This window comes from Escherichia sp. WS1118 (assembly GCF_046487695.1).
In the GTDB taxonomy this organism is placed as follows: domain Bacteria; phylum Pseudomonadota; class Gammaproteobacteria; order Enterobacterales; family Enterobacteriaceae; genus Escherichia; species Escherichia coli.
In genome coordinates, this window is record NZ_JBJQIZ010000003.1 from 317,042 (window position 1) to 333,492 (window position 16,451).

Below are 16,451 nucleotides of genomic sequence, written 5' to 3' on the forward strand. Positions count from 1 at the left end.
ATTACCTATTTCTTCGGAGTGAAGAATATTACCAGGTATATTTAACACCCACATTCGCGGACCAGTCTTGATCTACGTCACCACCACCGAGGTAGTTAGCATCGGTATAGGCGCTGAAGTTCTTGGTGAAGCTGAACTGAGTACCCAGACCAACACGTACCGCAGACCCTTCAGTACCGTTATCGATGGAATCACCGTTCACATCGTTATCGTTGTTAGAGTCGTCGTAGACGTAAGCCAGTTTGAAGTACGGAGTCAGAGCCTGGTCTTCGCTGTAGGTGAAGGTATAACCTGCATCTACACCCAGTTCATAACGCATGCTGTCGTAAGACTGACCATCAACTTTCATGTCGTTGCTCAGCTGGTAATCATCACCAGACTGGAACAGACCAGAAACGCTGCCGTAAGGAGTCACGTAACCTGCATCACCCAGTTTGAAGTCGTAACCGGCTTTCAAACCAAAGCCCCAAGCGTCGGAGTTGGTGCTGCCGTCAACGTAAGTACCGTTGCTCATGGTTGCAGACAGGTCGTTGTTGAAGTGAGAGTAGCTCAAGCTACCGTCAACAAAGACGTTGTTCGCGAAGTGAGCAGAAGAGTAGATGTAGGCAGTCTGGCTGTCTTGATCCACCTGACCAGAACGGTCATTCATATCACCTTTAGCGAAGCCTGCAGCCGCACCGACGATCCACTTAGCGTTGTTACCGTCAATTTTGGTATCAACACCGACCATGATGCCGTTAACATCCTGATCATAGTTGATGGTGCCGTTGTCGCCGTTGAAGTTACCACCGAAGTAGCTTACCCATGCGCCGCCGTTATCAGCCAGACCATGACGAGAGTTGGTCAGACGAGTACCAACGGTGTCTTGTTCCAGGTTCCAGATATTGGTGTTCGCAGACGGGATGCTCAGCGCCATGTTAGCGTAGTCGGTCAGCTCCATCTGTTGCAGAACAACGGTGTTACCACGCTGCTCAGCCTGATAGGTGTATGCACCCAGGTCAGCTTTGTTAGCAGCAGAGAAGGTCGCGTTGCTGTTGACGTCGTTTACATAGATAATTTCTTTATCTTTGTAATCAGCGATTGCGCCAGCGCCAGTTGCGTTGTCGATACGAACTTTGTAGTTACCGGTTGCCGCAACAACGTTGTCTACAGAGCTGTTATCCAGTTCAGTACCGTTGTCTACGTCGCCGTTACCGTTGATAGTCAGATGACCATCAGAGTTCATAGCAACAACACCGTAGCCGTAGTTAGCCTGAGCGGTATCCCAAGTACGGTCGTTCACCAGGTCAGCGTTCAGAACATAATCGCTGCTGTTGATATCGAACACACCAGAAACTACATTGCCGTTGTGGTCAGCGATGTTGCCGCTAGTCAGTTCCAGTTTGTCAGTACGGAAAGCTTCAGTATCAAACTGATCAACGTTCACATCCAGTACACCACCGTTAGTTACGGTGATGATATTGGCATACAGGTTAGAATAGTTATTCCAGCCAGTAGATTCGGTTAAATTAACGGTACTGTAGCTATCAACAGTCAGGTGGTCTGTAGCAACCAAACCATCTTCACCAATATTCAGTGAGGAGCCGTTGGTTAAACCAATGGTATCTGAGACCAGAGAGGAATCAGTAACATTTACCTGAGAGCCATTATTTACAGCTAATGTATCAATTACTGAACTATTAACGGTATTCCATTCTGAACCATTGTTCAGTGCTACGTTAAATACGCCGCTCTGGAATACCTTGTTGTCAATAATACGACCCCAATCGTTAGCTTCGATAGTGGCACCAGGGGTCAGGCTGTTCGGCGCAACATCATACATATCTGCCGGAGCAATTACTTCAGCACTCATGTTTGCTGAGCCAACCCACTTACTACCGTTGTTCAGAGTAATGTTCAGTTCATCAACGTTCTGAGCATCATCTACCCAACCACCGTTGGTATCAAGGACACCGTCACCATTGCTGTCATGGCCGGTTGAATAGAAGAATACGCCATCGTTATTCCAGTGGCTTGTGAACTCGACATCACCCAACAGGGTTGAATGGTCAAAGTTTACATTGTTTTTCATGGAATAATTTGAGCCAGCATTGTCAGAGAATGACAGAGCTACGTCATTTTCGCCACCATTACCAGCGTAATCACTTGGTTCAGCAGATTTACCGAAGAAGCCATTGCTTTCTTCCAGCGGAGTCTGTGACCCTGAAGTTACAGTGGAGTTAGACACATTAATGTTGTTGTCCCACTGATGATATTCGCTAGTATAAGTCGTGTTGCTTGTATTGCCTTCAGACAGCGCAATACCAGCTACACGGGAGTTGTTAGTAATATTGATATTGCTTTCAACATCAAGATTTACTGCAACACCCAGAGCGGTATAGAACGTTTCATTGGTTGACTTAGATTTATCACCATCAAGATATGTGTCAGTGAAGTAAAGAGCTTCATAGTCATCATCAATGGTGGAATTGGATACGTTCAGAGTGAATACGTCACCATCGTACCAATTGTAGTCAAGGTCAGTAGTGATTCCGTTATAGAAATTATAGCCATTATAGGTCTGTGGAGTTACAACTTCACCTTTAGCATTAACTTCTGCAGGAGTAATGCTGTAATAACCAAATGGCAGTTCAGAGGTGATTGCCCCATGAATTACTGAATTGCTGATATCTACCTGGTTAACAGAACCGCTAGCGTAATCATGATTCAAGTAATAAGTAGAAATGGTACCGTTAACGGTATCGCCTTTAAAGACAGTATCGAAATCGCCATTGGCATTGTTATAGTAAACAAAACCATTGTAAGTTACGTAGTTACCGTCTGAACCCATCGGGTCCATGCCGCCAGCATCGGCAATTCCATCATTGTCAGTGTCATACGGCCAAACTAAATCGGTCGTGGTGTTGTCATGATACCCCCAGGTATCATAGTTTGCTGCATTAGCCTGAGAGGTGATAGCCAGAGTGCAAGCCAATGCTAATTGTGATACTACAAGTTTCTTTTTCCAGGAGTGCATTTGTCATCCCTCCTCAGGGACGTAATAAGTTGATCCATCAATTATCAATGCATAGAAAACATATTATGTTTCGCGTTTACGATTATGCGGCGTTATAGAGGAATGGTTCAATTATTCTTTCCCCTAAGTCCGATTGCGGACATATATAAAGCACGTGAACACACACAAAGAAAGAAATAACAAAAACACAATATTTCAATACGTTAATGAAAGCGTTAATTTTAAAACATAGACCATGAAAATATAAAACAACAAAAACAGACAAATAATGTATCAATAAGCAATGAACTTTAAGCTATTCACTTTTTGGAAACGTCACCAAATCCCCAAAAACAATAATCTATGGCTATAAATAAAAATTAAAAATATTTTCAGTGAATATGAAATTATTGCTATTTCTATTACAAAGATGTCCTGACCTCTTTTTCATTCTCTTTTTGTCAACATCGCGACAACTTTCGTAAAACACACCCAGCCTGCTTCAGGTATACTATGCTCCTCGATTCCACAAACATCAGGCAGACCATGACAGATTTAATCCAACGCCCTCGTCGCCTGCGCAAATCTCCTGCGCTGCGCGCTATGTTTGAAGAGACAACACTTAGCCTTAACGACCTGGTGTTGCCGATCTTTGTTGAAGAAGAAATTGACGACTACAAAGCCGTTGAAGCCATGCCAGGCGTGATGCGCATTCCAGAGAAACATCTGGCACGCGAAATTGAACGCATCGCCAACGCCGGTATTCGTTCCGTGATGACTTTCGGCATCTCTCACCATACCGATGAAACCGGCAGCGATGCCTGGCGGGAAGATGGACTGGTGGCGCGTATGTCGCGCATCTGCAAGCAGACCGTGCCAGAAATGATCGTTATGTCAGACACCTGCTTCTGTGAATACACATCTCACGGTCACTGCGGTGTTCTGTGCGAGCATGGCGTCGACAACGACGCGACTCTGGAAAATTTAGGCAAGCAAGCTGTGGTTGCAGCTGCTGCAGGCGCAGACTTCATCGCCCCTTCTGCCGCGATGGATGGTCAGGTACAGGCGATTCGCCAGGCGCTGGACGCTGCGGGCTTTAAAGATACGGCGATTATGTCGTATTCGACCAAGTTCGCCTCCTCCTTTTATGGCCCGTTCCGTGAAGCTGCCGGAAGCGCATTAAAAGGCGACCGCAAAAGCTATCAGATGAACCCAATGAACCGTCGTGAGGCGATTCGTGAGTCGCTGCTGGATGAAGCCCAGGGCGCAGACTGCCTGATGGTTAAACCTGCCGGAGCATACCTCGACATCGTGCGTGAGCTGCGTGAACGTACTGAATTGCCGATTGGCGCGTATCAGGTGAGCGGTGAGTACGCGATGATTAAGTTCGCCGCGCTGGCGGGTGCTATAGATGAAGAGAAAGTCGTGCTCGAAAGCTTAGGTTCGATTAAGCGTGCGGGTGCGGATCTGATTTTCAGCTACTTTGCGCTGGATTTGGCTGAGAAGAAGATTCTGCGTTAATGATCATTATGCCGGGTTATCCAACCCGGCATTTCCCCCTTACCCCGCCCGATAAAACGGAATATCCCCAAGAATCGTCGCCCGATGCATAATCCGCCGCTGTGGCAGGTAATCCGCATTGGCATAGTGCTGAGTCACGCGGTTATCCCAAATCGCAATATCATTCGGTTGCCAGCGCCAGCGCACCTGAAACTCCGGTTTAGTGATATGGGCAAACAAAAAACCTAACAAGGCTTCGCTCTCTTTCTCGCTGACATCAACAATTCGTGTGGTAAAACCTTCGTTCACAAACAGCGCCTGTTTACCGGTCACCGGATGCGTTCGCACCACCGGATGTAGCAACGGTGGATTTTTCGCGACCGCCTCACGCCAGCGTTGATGCTCAGCCTCGGTTTTGCGGTACTTGTATTCCGGGAACGATTTACGGAAATCATGCTCCGCACGCAACCCGCTCAACAGCTGGCGGAAGGGAACAGAGAGCACCTCATATGCGGCAATACCACTGGCCCAGAGCGTATCGCCGCCGGTCGAGGGTAACTCTTTCGCCGCCAGAATCGCCCCTGCGGGTGGCGTTTGAATAAATGTCACATCGGTGTGCCAGTTGTCGTTATCCGGCGGATTATCGTTATGGGTATCCAGGACGATGATCTCGTCAACCCCTTCAGCATGAGGGTAAACAGGGTGAATATGCAGCTCGCCAAAACGCTGGGCCAGCGCGCGTTGCTGCTGCGGCGTAATAGCTTGATCGCGCAGAAACACCACATGATGGCGCAGCACCGCATGGTAAAGCTGTTCAAACTGATTATCGCTTAACGGGCGCGTTAAGTCGGCCCCCGTAATTTGTGCGCCAATATACGGCCCCAGCGGGGTAATGCTCAGACGTTCACTCATTGTACTTCTCCATGCCAGGGCGTCAGGCGGCGCTGTAACGCGCGCAGACCCAGTTCTAAAAGAAAGGCGATAATCGCAATCACCGCGATCCCCGCCAGCACCACGTCAGTCGCGAGAAATTCACCCGCTGACTGAACCATAAATCCTAAACCGCGCGTTGCGGCAATCAGCTCCGCCGCCACCAGCGTAGACCAGCCCACACCCAGACCAATGCGTAATCCGGTGAGGATTTCCGGCAGCGCGCCGGGCAAAATGACAAACCACAGCACCTGCGCACGGCTGGCACCCAGCGACTGGGCGGCACGAATGCGAACCTGCTGCGCGCTTTTCACCCCCGCCAGCGCCGACATCGCCACCGGCGCAAAAATCGCTAGATAGATCAGTAAGATCTTCGAGGTTTCGCCAATACCAAACCAGATCACCATCAGCGGCAAATAAGCCAGCGGCGGCACCGGACGATAAAGCTCGATTATCGGATCCAGAATGCCGCGCACCGTCGGGCTTAGCCCCATGGCGATCCCGACCGGAATACCGATCAACACCGCCGCGAGTAGCGCCAGCACAATGCGCGTCAGGCTAGCTGCCAGATGCTGCCACAGCGTGGCGTCCATAAATCCCTGCGGCCCGGCAATGGTGAGCAGTTTTGCCAGTACCTGTTGCGGTGGCGGCAAAAACAGCGGGCTAATCAGTTGCAGCGCCGCGACTACCCACCATACAGTGAGTAAAATCGCTAACGTGCCAATGCTTAAGGTCACCTGACGCGAGAGCGGCCAGCGCCATTTCAGCCGATGCGAATGCAGTTTTTCATTAATGAGCACACTCATGAGAACGCCTCCCGTTGCTCAAATACGCGGCTTAAAACATATTCGCGCATGGCGATGAATTGTGGATCGGACTTGATGCTGCGGCTCGACTCTCCCGCAACAAAGCGGCGGGCGAAGTTGAGCGGCAGCCGCTCCAGCACGCGGCCTGGGCCGGGTGAAAGCAGAACCAGTTCAGTCGCCATAAACACCGCTTCTTCTATATCGTGGGTAATCAACAGCACCTGCTTTCCCGTCTCCTGCCAGAGTTTCAGCAGCAGGGTTTGTATCTGGTCGCGGGTGAAGGCGTCCAGCGCACCAAACGGTTCGTCGAGTAATAACAGCTGGGGATTTGCCGCCAACGCGCGGGCAATCCCCACCCGCTGACGTTGACCACCGGAAAGCTGCCAGATGTAGCGTTTTTCTGCGCCTTCCAGCCCGACTTTTTTCACCATCTGGTGTGCGATTTCCAGTCGCTGCATTTTCTCTACACCTGCCAGTTGCAGGCCGAACGCCACGTTGTCCTGTACATTGCGCCACGGTAACAACCCTTCATTCTGAAAAACTACGCCACGCTCTGCTCCCGGTCCCTGAATACCCTTACCCGCCAGTTGAATGCTGCCATGCTGATAAGGCACAAAACCAGCAATCAAATTCAGCAACGTAGTTTTGCCGCAGCCAGACGGCCCCAGAACTACCAGAAGCTCGCCGCTTTCCAGCGTCAGGTTGATATCTTCCAGTGCCGGTTTGCCGCCATAATCGGCGTAAAGATGAGAAATTTGCAGCATCTGCGCCTCCTTTTATTGCACGAAGCGCGAGGTAACGTACTGGCTGTAATCATTCGCTACAGCCGGGACTTTGCCCTGCTCTTTCAAAAACTGCGCGGTGTCGATGATCGCTTTGTTCACCGGTCCGGTCAGTTCTGCCGTTTGTTGCTGCGGCGTCAGATAGGTATTCCCCTTCACCAGCCCCGGAACGTCACCTTCCGGCACGCCGCTTAACCGCGCCAGTTTGCTGATGTTTTCCGGCTGTTTCAGCCACGCGTCTGGGTTAGCAATGTACGGTTGCTGAGCATCGATGGCGCTTTTAGCGAACGCTTTCACGACCTCAGGATGTTTCTCGGCAAAATCTTTCCGCACGACCCATACGTCCAGTGTCGGCGCGCCCCACTGCCCGACCTGTTCAGAATCGGTCAGCACCTTGCCATCTTTTTCCAGGGCGTTAACCGCCGGTGCCCAGACATAAGCACCATCAATATCTCCCCGCTGCCATGCGGCGATAATCGCGGGCGGCTGCAGGTTCACAATCTCAACTTGCCCAGGTTTAATACCCCAGTGTTTCAGCGCCGCCAGCAAGCTGTAGTGGGTGGTGGAGATAAACGGTACGGCGATGCGTTTACCAATCAAGTCTTCCGGTTTACTGATAGTTTTCTTTACCACCAGCGCTTCGGAGTTACCCAGTTTTGACGCCAGCAAGAAGACTTCAATCGGCACCTGTTGGCTGGTTGCAACCGCTAACGGGCTGGAACCGAGGTTGCCGATTTGCACGTCGCCCGAAGCCAGCGCCCGCACGATGCTGGCTCCACTGTCAAACTTACGCCAGTCCACGGTTGCTCCGCTTTCTTTAGCAAAGGTGTTGTCGGCCTGAGCCACTTTCGCCGGTTCGGCGGAGGTTTGATACGCCACGGTGACGTTCACCGCTTGCGCCTGAAAAGCGATGAATGCCAGTGCGGCAAGAAATGTGTTACGCGATGAAATTGCCATGATTGTCTGCTCCCCCGTCTTGTTATGGGAGCAGTATTCAGGAATAAAAACATTCATTAAAAGAATTAGTCGTTATCGTACAGATGATTTTATTCTTAGCAAAAAAGCGGCAAAGGAAAGATTAAATATGCAATTACGCCCACTCTGATAACTCAGTAAATTACTGCACTTCATTTTATTAATGCATAAACAAGCAGGTTCTAATGTCTGTTATTTTATTAACAGCAACACATATAATGAAACCATTATATTCACATTGCATATATAAATGTATCATTCTCAATCAACCACATAATGTATTCACATAATGTATATAATCAATATTTGTGCATAGAACATATTTTTAATATGCAATTAATTGACAAACTAAATCACATTTAAATACAATATATAAAACAAAATAACCATACAAACCAAACACACAAACACTTAACATATGAACTACATAAAAGATTACACACTCTTATCCCCGTACCTGACAGCCCCTTGTTTTTCAGCTATCAGCTATTTTTAACACTTAAAAATTAGCATCTGTCTGCGTCAGAGGTTACGTCTCTGGGGGCGTCGTTGTGCTTGTAGTATAATAAATAAAATGGAGTGTCATAAAGTGGATAAGGTTTTAGATTCAGCGATCCTTTCTTCGGCAAATAAAAGAAAGGGTATCCTTGCCATTGGCGCGCATCCTGACGATATAGAATTAGGCTGTGGCGCATCGCTAGCTCGCCTTGCGCAAAAAGGAATTTATATTGCTACCGTGGTGATGACTACCGGTAATTCTGGCGTAGATGGAATAATCGATCGCCACGAAGAATCACGCAACGCTCTAAAGATATTAGGGTGCCACCAAACTATTCATCTTAATTTTGCTGACACCCGCGCTCATTTACAGCTCAATGATATGATTTCTGCCCTGGAAAACATCATAAAAAATCAAATTCCCTCTGATGTTGAAATTATACGTGTATATACCATGCATGATGCTGACCGCCATCAGGATCATCTTGCAGTCTATCAAGCCTCAATGGTTGCCTGTCGCGCTATTCCGCAAATTCTCGGCTATGAAACACCAAGTACCTGGCTTTCATTTATGCCTCAGGTTTTTGAATCCGTGAAAGAAGAATATTTTTCTCTTAAACTGACTGCGTTAAAAAAACATAAAAGTCAGAGCCAGCGAGATTATATGCGCCCGGAGCGTCTGCGTGCAGTTGCTCAATTTCGCGGGCAACAGGTCAATAGCGATCTGGGTGAAGGTTTTGTTATTCATAAAATGATTCTTTGAGCAAATTGCATGAAAACCTGGATCTTTATATGTATGGCCGTAGCAATATTGCTATGGTTTCTGAGTACGTTAAGGCGTAAGCCCAGCCAAAAGAAAGGCTGTATTGACGCCATTATACCTGCTTATAACGAAGGCCCGTGTCTGGCGCAGTCACTGGATAATCTGCTGCGTAACCCTTATTTTTGCCGGGTAATTTGCGTTAACGACGGCTCCACGGACAATACCGAAGCGGTCATGGCGGAAGTCAAACGCAAATGGGGCGACCGCTTTGTTGCCGTCACGCAAAAAAATACCGGTAAAGGTGGTGCGCTGATGAATGGCCTCAATTACGCCACCTGCGATCAGGTTTTTTTAAGTGATGCCGACACCTATGTTCCGCCCGATCAAGACGGAATGGGCTATATGCTGGCGGAAATTGAGCGTGGCGCTGATGCCGTAGGCGGCATTCCCTCTACTGCGTTGAAAGGCGCGGGTCTGTTACCACACATCCGCGCGACCGTAAAGTTGCCGATGATTGTTATGAAGCGCACGCTACAGCAGCTTCTGGGCGGCGCACCGTTTATCATCAGCGGTGCCTGCGGGATGTTCCGTACTGATGTATTGCGTAAGTTCGGTTTCTCGGATCGTACTAAAGTCGAAGACCTTGATCTCACCTGGACATTGGTGGCAAACGGCTACCGTATTCGGCAGGCGAATCGCTGCATCGTATACCCACAGGAATGTAACAGTCCGCGTGAGGAGTGGCGCCGCTGGCGGCGTTGGATTGTGGGCTACGCGGTCTGTATGCGCCTGCATAAAAGACTTTTATTTAGCCGCTTCGGTATCTTCAGTATATTTCCTATGCTGTTGGTTGTGCTTTATGGCGTTGGTATTTATCTCACTACCTGGTTTAATGAATTCATCACCACCGGGCCACATGGTGTGGTGTTGGCAATGTTCCCGCTTATCTGGGTCGGCGTAGTTTGTGTTATTGGTGCATTTAGCGCCTGGTTTCATCGTTGCTGGTTGTTGGTGCCTTTAGCACCGCTTTCCGTTGTGTATGTATTATTAGCTTATGCCATCTGGATTATTTATGGACTTATTGCCTTTTTTACTGGACGCGAACCTCAGCGCGACAAACCCACCCGCTATTCCGCACTGGTGGAAGCGTCAACCGCTTATTCCCACCCTTCTGTCACAGGAACTGAAAAACTATCTGAAGCTTAATGTTAAAGAGAAAAATATTCAGATTGCAGACCAGGTGATTATTGATGAAAGTGCCGGTGAGGTTGTTATCGGCGCGAATACCCGTATTTGCCACGGTGCCGTTATTCAGGGTCCGGTAGTGATTGGCGCAAACTGCCTGATAGGTAATTATGCGTTTATTCGTCCTGGCACAATAATCAGCAATGGCGTAAGAATTGGTTTTGCCACCGAAATTAAAAATGCGGTTATTGAAGCGGAAGCCACGATTGGTCCGCAATGCTTTATTGCCGACTCGGTAGTTGCAAACCAGGCATATTTGGGCGCACAAGTACGAACCAGTAATCATCGTCTGGATGAACAGCCCGTGTCTGTTCGAACTCCAGATGGAATTATCGCTACCGGATGCGATAAATTAGGTTGTTATATCGGGCAGCGTTCACGCCTTGGCGTACAAGTTATTATTTTGCCTGGGCGAATTATTTCCCCGAACACGCAACTTGGCCCGCGCGTGATTGTAGAACGTAATTTACCTACCGGAACTTATTCACTCCGACAAGAACTTATCCGTACAGGAGATTAAAATGATAAAACGGACGTTATTAGCGGCGGCAATTTTTAGCGCATTACCCGTTTATGCCGGGTTAACTTCCATTACCGCGGGCTACGATTTTACCGATTATTCTGGCGATCATGGCAACCGTAATTTAGCGTATGCTGAACTGGTGGCGAAAGTTGAAAACGCAACGCTGCTTTTTAATCTTTCCCAGGGGCGTCGTGATTATGAAACTGAACATTTCAATGCCACTCGCGGCCAGGGTGCAGTCTGGTACAAATGGAATAACTGGCTGACAACCCGAACGGGTATTGCCTTTGCGGATAATACGCCGGTCTTTGCCCGCCAGGATTTTCGTCAGGATATTAACCTGGCCCTGTTGCCAAAAACGCTTTTCACGACCGGTTATCGCTACACTAAATATTACGATGATGTCGAAGTCGATGCCTGGCAAGGTGGCATATCACTCTATACTGGCCCGGTGATCACCAGCTATCGCTATACCCATTATGACTCCAGCGATGCAGGTGGTAGTTACAGCAATATGATTTCCGTGCGTCTGAATGACCCGCGCGGCACTGGTTACACGCAACTATGGCTAAGCCGCGGAACAGGTGCTTACACCTACGACTGGACGCCAGAAACACGCTACGGCAGCATGAAGAGCATCAGTTTACAACGTATTCAACCGCTGACTGAGCAACTTAATCTCGGGTTGACGGCAGGTAAAGTGTGGTACGACACCCCAACCGATGATTATAACGGTCTGCAACTTGCAGCCCATCTGACCTGGAAATTCTGATTCCTTCTGCCGCCCGCTATCCGGGGCGGCCTTCCCTGCCGATTAGCCCCCACCACCTTTCCTCTTTGTTTTCCGACTACATTCACCGGATAAATTTTATTCTCCAGTGTTATATACTATAGGGGGGTATGCATTGACATATAGCATACCCCCCTATAGTATATTGCGTGCAGATGATGAGGTGCGAAATGCCCAGTACTCCGGAAGAGAAGAAAAAGGTCCTTACTCGAGTTCGTCGTATTCGGGGGCAGATTGATGCTCTGGAACGGTCGCTGGAGGGTGATGCCGAATGCCGTGCCATACTCCAACAGATCGCTGCCGTTCGGGGCGCGGCTAACGGGCTGATGGCAGAAGTGCTTGAAAGCCATATCCGGGAAACGTTTGACCGAAATGACTGCTACAGCCGCGAAGTCAGCCAATCCGTTGACGACACTATTGAACTGGTTCGTGCCTATCTTAAATAGCTGAATCTATTACCATATTGAGGAAGAGCGAGAGATGAAATCACGTGCTGCCGTTGCATTTGCTCCCGGTAAACCGCTGGAAATCGTTGAAATTGACGTTGCACCACCGAAAAAAGGTGAAGTGCTGATTAAAGTCACCCATACCGGTGTTTGCCATACCGACGCATTTACCCTCTCCGGCGATGACCCGGAAGGTGTCTTCCCGGTGGTTCTCGGTCACGAAGGGGCCGGGGTTGTAGTTGAAGTCGGTGAAGGCGTAACCAGCGTCAAACCTGGCGACCATGTGATCCCGCTTTACACCGCAGAGTGCGGCGAGTGTGAGTTCTGTCGTTCTGGCAAAACCAACCTGTGTGTCGCGGTTCGCGAAACGCAGGGCAAAGGCTTGATGCCAGACGGCACCACCCGTTTTTCTTACAACGGGCAGCCGCTTTATCACTACATGGGATGCTCAACATTCAGTGAATACACCGTGGTAGCGGAAGTGTCTCTGGCCAAAATTAATCCAGAAGCGAACCATGAACACGTCTGCCTGCTGGGCTGTGGCGTGACCACCGGTATTGGCGCGGTACACAACACAGCTAAAGTCCAGCCAGGTGATTCTGTTGCCGTGTTTGGTCTTGGCGCGATTGGTCTGGCAGTGGTTCAGGGCGCGCGTCAGGCGAAAGCGGGACGGATTATCGCTATCGATACCAACCCGAAGAAATTCGAACTGGCGCGTCGCTTCGGTGCCACCGACTGCATTAACCCGAATGACTACGACAAACCGATTAAAGATGTCCTGCTGGATATCAACAAATGGGGTATCGACCATACCTTTGAATGCATCGGTAACGTCAACGTGATGCGTGCGGCGCTGGAAAGTGCGCACCGCGGCTGGGGTCAATCGGTGATCATCGGTGTCGCAGGATCTGGTCAGGAAATCTCCACCCGTCCATTCCAGTTGGTCACCGGTCGCGTATGGAAAGGTTCCGCGTTTGGCGGCGTGAAAGGTCGTTCCCAGTTACCGGGTATGGTTGAAGATGCGATGAAAGGTGATATCGATCTGGAACCGTTTGTCACGCATACAATGAGCCTGGATGAAATTAATGACGCCTTCGACCTGATGCATGAAGGTAAATCCATTCGAACCGTAATTCGTTACTGATTTCCCGCTGGTTTACCCCGTCCAGTTCAGACGGGGTTCTTAATACTCTCCCCGGGCAGCCGTCCGGGGGATTAACCGTGAGATAATGACTGATGGAACTCATTGAAAAACATGCCAGCTTTGGCGGCTGGCAAAATGTGTATCGGCATTATTCCCAATCACTGAAATGTGAAATGAATGTCGGCGTCTATCTCCCACCAAAAGCCGAGAATGAAAAATTGCCGGTGTTGTACTGGCTTTCAGGCCTGACCTGCAACGAGCAGAATTTCATTACTAAATCGGGGATGCAGCGTTACGCGGCTGAGCACAACATTATTGTTGTTGCGCCGGACACCAGTCCGCGAGGCAGTCATGTCGCAGATGCTGACCGTTACGATCTCGGGCAAGGTGCCGGGTTTTACCTGAACGCGACGCAAGCGCCGTGGAATGAACATTACAAAATGTATGACTATATCCGCAACGAGCTGCCGAATTTAGTGATGCATCATTTTCCAGCAACGGCCAGAAAGTCTATCTCAGGTCATTCTATGGGCGGGCTGGGCGCGCTGGTGCTGGCGTTACGTAACCCAGATGAATATGCCAGCGTCTCGGCGTTTTCGCCCATTGTCTCCCCATCGCAAGTACCGTGGGGACAGCAAGCCTTTGCCGCATATCTTGGTGAAAATAAAGATGCCTGGTTGGATTACGACCCGGTGAGTCTTATTTCACAAGGTCAACGCGTTGCGGAAATCATGGTTGATCAGGGATTGAGTGATGATTTTTACGCAGAACAGCTGCGGACTCCAAATCTTGAAAAGATCTGCCAGGAGATGAATATCAAGACGTTAATCCGTTATCACGAGGGTTATGATCACAGCTATTATTTTGTCTCCAGTTTTATTGGCGAGCATATTGCGTACCACGCCAATAAACTGAATATGCGTTGATAATAGTGCACGACTGCCGGATGCGGCGTAAACGCCTTATCCGGCCCACATTTCGCTCGTAAACCGTAGGCCTGATAAGACGCGAAAAGCGTCGCATCAGGCATCTGCGCACGGCTGCCGGATGCGGCGTGAACGCCTTATCCGGCCTACACTTCGCCCATAAACCGTAGGCCTGATAAGACGCGTAAGCGTCGCATCAGGCATCACTGCACGGCTTATCTATGTTTACCACATCAAATCATCAGGCACTTTGAAGTCGGCATACGGATCGTCTTCATCCTGCTCTTCGGCGCTGAGCGCGCTGTGCAACACAATACTGCTGGCATCACGCTGAGCAATTTTATCGGCAACGCTGGCGGGAATAATGGCGTATTCACCTTCGTTATTGTTATCGACCAACAAGCGGGCAATCGCCAGACGACCATTAATCAACTGCGTTTGCGTGATTTTATCGACAAAGATTTTCTTAATCAGATTGCCGTCAGTGAAGTTAAAACCAATATCGCCATTGGCAATGGTGATTCGGTTCATTTCAATGAGCTGCTTCACCTGGGCTTTATATTCTTTCGCCAACGCCGCTTGTTTTTGCTGTTCGCTAAGCTGTTTATCACGCTCAAGCTGTGCCTTTTTATTTTCTTCTACCGCAGCCCGAGCTTCACGCGCCTGAACGCGCGATTTTTTCGCCGTTCTCTCCACCTTCGCCGCTTTTTTGCTGGTGACTAGTCCCGCTTTGAGCAACTGCTCTTGTAAGGTAAGTTTTGCCATCTTTGTTTCCAAACCCGCTGAATAATTTTTAGCGAGTATACCTGTAAACGCCGTAGGTGTATTGGCGTGGGTTTTCTCTCACCTGTGACCTGGCGTCAGCATTTTAAATCTCACTTCGGCGTCAGCCCCGCCGAATGGCGCAAAACCTTTCGTGGTATGGCATGATAGCGCCCGGAAGAGAGTCAATTCAGGGTGGTGAATGTGAAACCAGTAACGCTATACGATGTCGCAGAGTATGCCGGTGTCTCTTATCAGACCGTTTCCCGCGTGGTGAACCAGGCCTGCCACGTTTCTGCGAAAACGCGGGAAAAAGTGGAAGCGGCGATGGCGGAGCTGAATTACATTCCCAACCGCGTGGCACAACAACTGGCGGGCAAACAGTCGTTGCTGATTGGCGTTGCCACCTCCAGTCTGGCCCTGCACGCGCCGTCGCAAATTGTCGCGGCGATTAAATCTCGCGCCGATCAATTGGGTGCCAGCGTGGTGGTGTCGATGGTTGAACGAAGCGGCGTCGAAGCCTGTAAAGCGGCGGTGCACAATCTTCTCGCGCAACGCGTCAGTGGACTGATCATTAACTATCCGCTGGATGACCAGGATGCCATTGCTGTGGAAGCTGCCTGCGCTAATGTTCCGGCGTTATTTCTTGATGTCTCTGACCAGACTCCCATCAACAGTATTATTTTCTCCCATGAAGACGGTACGCGACTGGGCGTGGAGCACCTGGTCGCATTGGGTCACCAGCAAATCGCGCTGTTAGCAGGCCCATTAAGTTCTGTCTCGGCGCGTCTGCGTCTGGCGGGCTGGCATAAATATCTCACACGCAATCAAATTCAGCCGATAACAGAACGGGAAGGCGACTGGAGTGCCATGTCCGGTTTTCAACAAACCATGCAAATGCTAAATGAGGGCATCGTTCCCACTGCGATGCTGGTTGCCAACGATCAGATGGCACTGGGCGCAATGCGCGCCATTACCGAGTCCGGGCTGCGCGTTGGTGCGGATATCTCGGTAGTGGGATACGACGATACCGAAGACAGCTCGTGTTATATCCCGCCGTTAACCACCATCAAACAGGATTTTCGCCTGCTGGGGCAAACCAGCGTGGACCGCTTGCTGCAACTCTCTCAGGGCCAGGCGGTGAAGGGCAATCAGCTGTTGCCCGTCTCACTGGTGAAAAGAAAAACCACCCTTCCGCCCAATACGCAAACCGCCTCTCCCCGCGCGTTGGCCGATTCATTAATGCAGCTGGCACGACAAGTTTCCCGACTGGAAAGCGGGCAGTGAGCGCAACACAATTAATGTGAGTCAGCTCACTCATTAGGCACCCCAGTCTTTACACTCTATGTGTCCGGCTCGTATGTTG

Annotated in this window: 15 protein-coding genes and 1 pseudogene; 10 read left to right on the plus strand and 6 right to left on the minus strand. The window is 49.7% G+C overall.

What is annotated here, in order from left to right:
- Window positions 1-28: 28 nt before the first annotated feature.
- Complete coding sequence (locus ACJHYO_RS07345) at window positions 29-3,016, minus strand: autotransporter outer membrane beta-barrel domain-containing protein (RefSeq protein WP_000556414.1); 2,988 nt, start codon at window positions 3,014-3,016, stop codon at window positions 29-31.
- A 525-nt stretch (window positions 3,017-3,541) separates the two neighbouring features.
- On the opposite strand from ACJHYO_RS07345, the gene hemB reads away from it, so the two are divergent.
- On the plus strand, window positions 3,542-4,516 hold the full coding sequence (hemB, locus tag ACJHYO_RS07350; protein ID WP_001295337.1) for a porphobilinogen synthase: 975 nt from the start codon (window positions 3,542-3,544) through the stop codon (window positions 4,514-4,516).
- A 39-nt stretch (window positions 4,517-4,555) separates the two neighbouring features.
- Here the strand turns inward: hemB and tauD are convergent, their stop codons facing one another.
- From tauD to tauA, 4 genes are read right to left on the minus strand one after another with little or no spacing between them, the layout of a single operon-like run.
- Window positions 4,556-5,407, minus strand: coding sequence for a taurine dioxygenase (tauD, locus tag ACJHYO_RS07355; RefSeq protein WP_000004064.1), 852 nt, complete (start codon window positions 5,405-5,407; stop codon window positions 4,556-4,558).
- The gene (gene tauC, locus ACJHYO_RS07360; RefSeq protein WP_000114575.1) at window positions 5,404-6,231 is read right to left on the minus strand and encodes a taurine ABC transporter permease TauC; all 828 of its coding nucleotides are present in this window, start codon (window positions 6,229-6,231) and stop codon (window positions 5,404-5,406) included. The genes tauD and tauC overlap by 4 nt, the downstream gene beginning before the upstream one ends.
- Window positions 6,228-6,995, minus strand: a complete 768-nt coding sequence (gene tauB, locus ACJHYO_RS07365; RefSeq protein ID WP_000939358.1) for a taurine ABC transporter ATP-binding subunit — start codon at window positions 6,993-6,995, stop codon at window positions 6,228-6,230. Before tauB ends, tauC begins: the two co-directional genes overlap by 4 nt.
- A 12-nt stretch (window positions 6,996-7,007) precedes the next feature.
- Window positions 7,008-7,970 (minus strand): taurine ABC transporter substrate-binding protein, encoded by a 963-nt coding sequence (tauA, locus tag ACJHYO_RS07370; RefSeq protein ID WP_001018403.1) that lies wholly within the window; start codon window positions 7,968-7,970, stop codon window positions 7,008-7,010.
- A gap of 607 nt (window positions 7,971-8,577) precedes the next feature.
- Between tauA and ACJHYO_RS07375 the strand changes: the two genes are divergently transcribed.
- The 7 genes from ACJHYO_RS07375 (at window position 8,578) to fghA (ending at window position 14,323) form a co-directional block, all read left to right on the plus strand.
- Window positions 8,578-9,249, plus strand: coding sequence for a PIG-L deacetylase family protein (locus ACJHYO_RS07375; RefSeq protein ID WP_000362014.1), 672 nt, complete (start codon window positions 8,578-8,580; stop codon window positions 9,247-9,249).
- Between the two features lie 9 nt (window positions 9,250-9,258).
- Complete coding sequence (locus ACJHYO_RS07380; protein ID WP_000860428.1) at window positions 9,259-10,455, plus strand: glycosyltransferase; 1,197 nt, start codon at window positions 9,259-9,261, stop codon at window positions 10,453-10,455.
- A gap of 34 nt (window positions 10,456-10,489) precedes the next feature.
- Window positions 10,490-11,014 carry an acetyltransferase gene (locus tag ACJHYO_RS07385; RefSeq protein ID WP_000582572.1) on the plus strand — a complete coding sequence of 175 codons (525 nt, stop codon included), beginning with the start codon at window positions 10,490-10,492 and terminating at the stop codon, window positions 11,012-11,014.
- Between the two features lies 1 nt (window position 11,015).
- Window positions 11,016-11,789, plus strand: coding sequence for a YaiO family outer membrane beta-barrel protein (locus tag ACJHYO_RS07390; protein WP_000596101.1), 774 nt, complete (start codon window positions 11,016-11,018; stop codon window positions 11,787-11,789).
- A 188-nt stretch (window positions 11,790-11,977) separates the two neighbouring features.
- Window positions 11,978-12,253: a formaldehyde-responsive transcriptional repressor FrmR gene (gene frmR, locus ACJHYO_RS07395; RefSeq protein WP_001141271.1), complete on the plus strand. Its 276-nt coding sequence runs from the start codon at window positions 11,978-11,980 to the stop codon at window positions 12,251-12,253.
- A gap of 34 nt (window positions 12,254-12,287) precedes the next feature.
- Entirely contained in the window at window positions 12,288-13,397 is a 1,110-nt protein-coding gene (frmA, locus tag ACJHYO_RS07400; RefSeq protein ID WP_000842109.1) for an S-(hydroxymethyl)glutathione dehydrogenase, read from the plus strand.
- A gap of 92 nt (window positions 13,398-13,489) precedes the next feature.
- A complete protein-coding gene (gene fghA / locus ACJHYO_RS07405; RefSeq protein WP_000419066.1) occupies window positions 13,490-14,323 on the plus strand; it encodes an S-formylglutathione hydrolase in 834 nt (277 codons plus the stop codon).
- Window positions 14,324-14,548: 225 nt separating this feature from the next.
- Here fghA and ACJHYO_RS07410 read toward each other — a convergent pair whose 3' ends face one another.
- Window positions 14,549-15,088, minus strand: coding sequence for a DUF2058 domain-containing protein (locus ACJHYO_RS07410; protein ID WP_001096700.1), 540 nt, complete (start codon window positions 15,086-15,088; stop codon window positions 14,549-14,551).
- Window positions 15,089-15,154: 66 nt separating this feature from the next.
- On the opposite strand from ACJHYO_RS07410, the pseudogene ACJHYO_RS07415 reads away from it, so the two are divergent.
- Together ACJHYO_RS07415 and lacI are read left to right on the plus strand one after the other, a co-directional pair.
- Window positions 15,155-15,253, plus strand: a pseudogene (locus ACJHYO_RS07415) (GlxA family transcriptional regulator); the annotation flags it as partial.
- Window positions 15,254-15,289: 36 nt separating this feature from the next.
- Complete coding sequence (gene lacI / locus ACJHYO_RS07420; protein ID WP_000805862.1) at window positions 15,290-16,372, plus strand: DNA-binding transcriptional repressor LacI; 1,083 nt, start codon at window positions 15,290-15,292, stop codon at window positions 16,370-16,372.
- The last annotated feature ends 79 nt before the right edge of the window (window positions 16,373-16,451 follow it).